The 3,311-nt window shown below is 72.8% G+C and carries 3 protein-coding genes; 1 reads left to right on the top strand and 2 read right to left on the bottom strand.

The genetic code is table 11. The annotated features are described in order from the left end of the window. Positions 1–154: 154 nt before the first annotated feature. A complete protein-coding gene (locus tag VOI19_RS16670) occupies positions 155–1,360 on the top strand; it encodes a hypothetical protein (RefSeq protein WP_323794082.1) in 1,206 nt (401 codons plus the stop codon). Here VOI19_RS16670 and VOI19_RS16665 read toward each other — a convergent pair. Beyond that, on the bottom strand, positions 1,317–2,342 hold the full coding sequence (locus tag VOI19_RS16665; RefSeq protein WP_323794081.1) for a hypothetical protein: 1,026 nt from the start codon (positions 2,340–2,342) through the stop codon (positions 1,317–1,319). The genes VOI19_RS16670 and VOI19_RS16665 overlap by 44 nt on opposite strands. 158 nt (positions 2,343–2,500) lie before the next feature. Then, a partial coding sequence (locus tag VOI19_RS16660; RefSeq protein WP_323794080.1) for a glycosyltransferase family A protein occupies positions 2,501–3,311 on the bottom strand: 811 nt, incomplete at its 5' end.

The raw sequence follows: 3,311 nt of genomic DNA, 5'->3' as shown, positions 1-3,311 counted from the left end.
GAGTGGGACACCGACCACGTCCGGGACTTCCTGGTCCTCCACACGAGCTTCGACCGGGTGATCGACCTCGGACCGGACGACGACGCCGTGGCGCCGTACAGCCACAACTACGGCAGGCACCTCTTCGCCTGCGTGCGGGACACGTGAGCAGCACATGACTCGAGGCTCGGAGGGGCTCGAGGCACTCCTGTCGACGGCCGGCACCCTGTGGCCCGGTGCCCGGATCGAGCGCGCAGGGGAGCCGGGGAAGTCGGCCGGGGCCACGTTCGCGCTGGTGCCGCACGGGCGCCGCCCGCAGCTGCTCGTGCCGTTGGCGCCTGCGCGCGCGGCTCCCGCGGCGCTGTGCCGGTTCAGTGCCGCCAGCAGCCGGCGCGACGTGCTCACCCGCCTGGCGGCCGCCGGCCTCACCCGCGCGACGGGTGGAGCGGTGCTCCGGGACCGGGTGGTCATCCACGTCGACGAGCCGGGGCACTCGTTGCAGGACCACCTCGGGGACGTGCTGGGCGAGCCGGTCACCTTCAGCCTCGGTGTCGGACCCGAGCGGGTCAACCGCAAGCCGGTGCTCCAGGTCTACGACCGCCGCGGTCGCACGGTGGCCTTCGTCAAGGTCGGGGACTCCGAGCAGGCGCGGGACGACGTGCGTGCCGAGGCCGTCGCGCTGCGTCGCCTGGCGAGCGCCGACCTCGATCCGCTCGTCGTGCCGAGGCTGGTGGGCGAGTCGACGTGGAACGGGCTCGTGCTGGTCGTGATGTCACCCGTGCGCGCCGGTGCGTCCGTGCGCCGGAGCGCGTGCGGTCCGGCCCCGCTGTCCGAGATGGGGCGGCTCAGCGGGGCCTTCGCCGAACCGAGCGGGGCGCTGGGGGCGCTGGGCTGGTGGGAGCGTCAGCGGGCGGCGGTCGACCGGGTCGTCGATCCCGGCCTGGCCGCGCCCCTGCGACGTGCGGTGGAGCGGATCGACACCCGGGACGCGTCCACCTCCGTCGCGGTCGGTGCCTGGCACGGCGACTGGACGCCGTGGAACATGGCGCGCGCCGGCTCGCGTCTGCTGCTCTGGGACTGGGAGCGGTTCGAGACGGGGGTGCCCCGGGGCCTCGACGCCTGGCACTACCGCGTCAACTGCGCCACCCGTCGACGCGGGCTGCGTGCCGACGTCGTCCTCGGCGAGCTGCCGGAGGCGGGCGCCGACCGTGGCCCGGGCGGGCTGCTCGCCCGGCTCTACCTGCTCGCCGTGGCCACCCGCTACGCCGGACTGGTCGACGCGGCGCGTGGCTCCGACATCGCGCCCGCGGCCGCCGTGATGGCGACCGCCCTGGACCTCAGCGCATCTTCGGCACGGGACTGCGACGAACGATGTCGGTGAACTGCTTCTGCTTCACGGCACCGGTGAGGTCCCACGAGCCGAGGCTGTTGTAGGGGGTGTCGAAGTAGGTGAACGCCACGCCGCCCTGCTTGCGCACGTGCCGGTAGGTGCGCTTGAGCCACGTGGGTCGCTTCTGCGAGGCCTCGTCGGTCCAGCCGAACTCGGCGATGCCCCACGCGACGTCGTTGGCCTTCGCCCAGGAAGCCAGCGGCTTGTAGAAGACGCAGGTCATGCACGGCCACCGGTAGTCGGTCTTGCCGTTCTTGGTGAGGCCGTACTCGTTGTAGAGGTCGAAGCCGGCGATGTCGACCTTCGTGTCGCGCGGCCAGATGTTGTCGAAGCGGTAGGCCTGGGCGCCGTACAGCTGGTTCCAGCCGGTGAGGACCACGGTGTAGGCGACGTTGTCGGCGATCTGACGCACGAGGGGCGCGAGGCGCTCCTGCATGCGTCGCCAGTCGTCGATGGGACCGTCGCCCTCGGGCTCGTGGTGGAAGGCGAGCCACACCGGACCGGGGAGCGCGTCGAGCTTGTTGGCGAGGTCGGTCGCCCAGGCGTCGCCCCGACCGGAGGCCATGTCGGACCAGGAGTAGGGCAGCTTGAAGCTGATCCACGGCACCCGGTTGTTCGAGATGTCATCGGCGGCGATGCGCACGGCGGAGTCGACCTGGCTGCCGGTGTAGTAGGTGCGGCGGATGCCGAGCGCACGACCGGCGCCCTCCTCCAGCACGACGGGCTCGGAGTTGGCGCCGTGGGCAGCGCCCACCAGGGGGCGGCACTGCGTGACGCCGCGCTCGCTGAGCCGGCAGTCGCGCTTGCGCTTGCGGTTGGAGGGGGAGGTGTCCGCGGCCGCGGCCTTGGCGGCCGTGCTGGGCGTCGTGGGCGGGGCGGCGACGGCTCCGCGCCCCGGCCCGATGAGCAGGGTCGCGCCGAGGCACGCGGTGACGAGCAGCGCGAACCCGCTGCGGGGGGTCGATCGGGGCATGAGGGGGAGTCTCCGTCGTCGGCCCGGTAGGCCGCTGGGGGTCAGGTGTCCGAGGCAACGTAGCCCCGGAGCGCACGCCGGCGGACTGCGTCGTACCCCAGGTGGGGTACGACGCCCCCAAGTCCACCCGATCGGTGTTGGTCGGACCCCCGTTCGGACTAGATCCCGTGGCCGTGACGGTTGACGGCGTGCAGCACCCGGTCGGCGCTCACGAGGTGCAGGGCCACCGCGGCGGCGAGGTAGGCGCGCGGCTCCGTGGGAGCCAGGTTGAGGGTGCGCGCGATCGCTCCCGCCGCCCCCTTGCGGTGCTGGGCCGCGGTCGCGAACGCCTGCTGACCCTGGAGCCGGCCCGCGGCACGTCGGTCGCTGCAGAGAGCGGGGTGCTTGTGGGTCAGGTAGGAGAGCGCGTCGACGATGGTCTGCCACTCACGGCTGAACTGCGACGAGCCCCAGCGGACGTCCACGAGCGCCTCCTCGAGCACCCCGACCGGTCCGCTCGCGACGGCCCGGAGCATCCAGTCGTAGTCCTCCCCGTAGCCACCCGGGATCGCCTCGTCGAAGGGGCCGATCGACTCCCTCAGCGCCGAACGGCGCACCAGGACCGTCGACGGGTGGGCCGCCATCACCCGACGTCGCGCCAGCTCGGCGATGGTCAGCTCGGCCGCGCTCGGGATGCGTTCGACGGTGCGACCCTCGTAGTGCACCGCGACGCCGGTCACCGCGGTGTTCATCGAGGCCGCCTCCTCGGTCTCCAGGAGAGCGACCTGACGAGCCACCTTGTCGGCGCGCCAGAGGTCGTCGTCGTCGCAGAAGGCGACGTACGGCGCAGAACCCGCCGCGACCCCGGTGTTGCGTGACCCGGCGAGTCCCGGGGTCTCGGTGTTGCAGAGCGTGACGACGCGTCGCAGCGGGCGGTCGGACTCGAGCGAGCGATCCACCTGGCAGCGGTCGTGCACGACCCAGCAGGTG

It is taken from the genome of Nocardioides sp. (genome assembly GCF_034670285.1).
Taxonomy (GTDB): domain Bacteria; phylum Actinomycetota; class Actinomycetes; order Propionibacteriales; family Nocardioidaceae; genus Nocardioides.
Note: the sequence above shows the minus strand (reverse complement) of the source record. Positions and strands in the feature narration are given on the sequence as shown.

Excerpts from the sequence above, each read along its gene's own strand:
- VOI19_RS16670 (WP_323794082.1), top strand. The coding sequence starts at position 155 with ATGACTCGAGGCTCGGAGGGGCTCGAGGCACTCCTGTCGACGGCCGGC.
- VOI19_RS16665 (WP_323794081.1), bottom strand. The coding sequence starts at position 2,342 with ATGCCCCGATCGACCCCCCGCAGCGGGTTCGCGCTGCTCGTCACCGCG.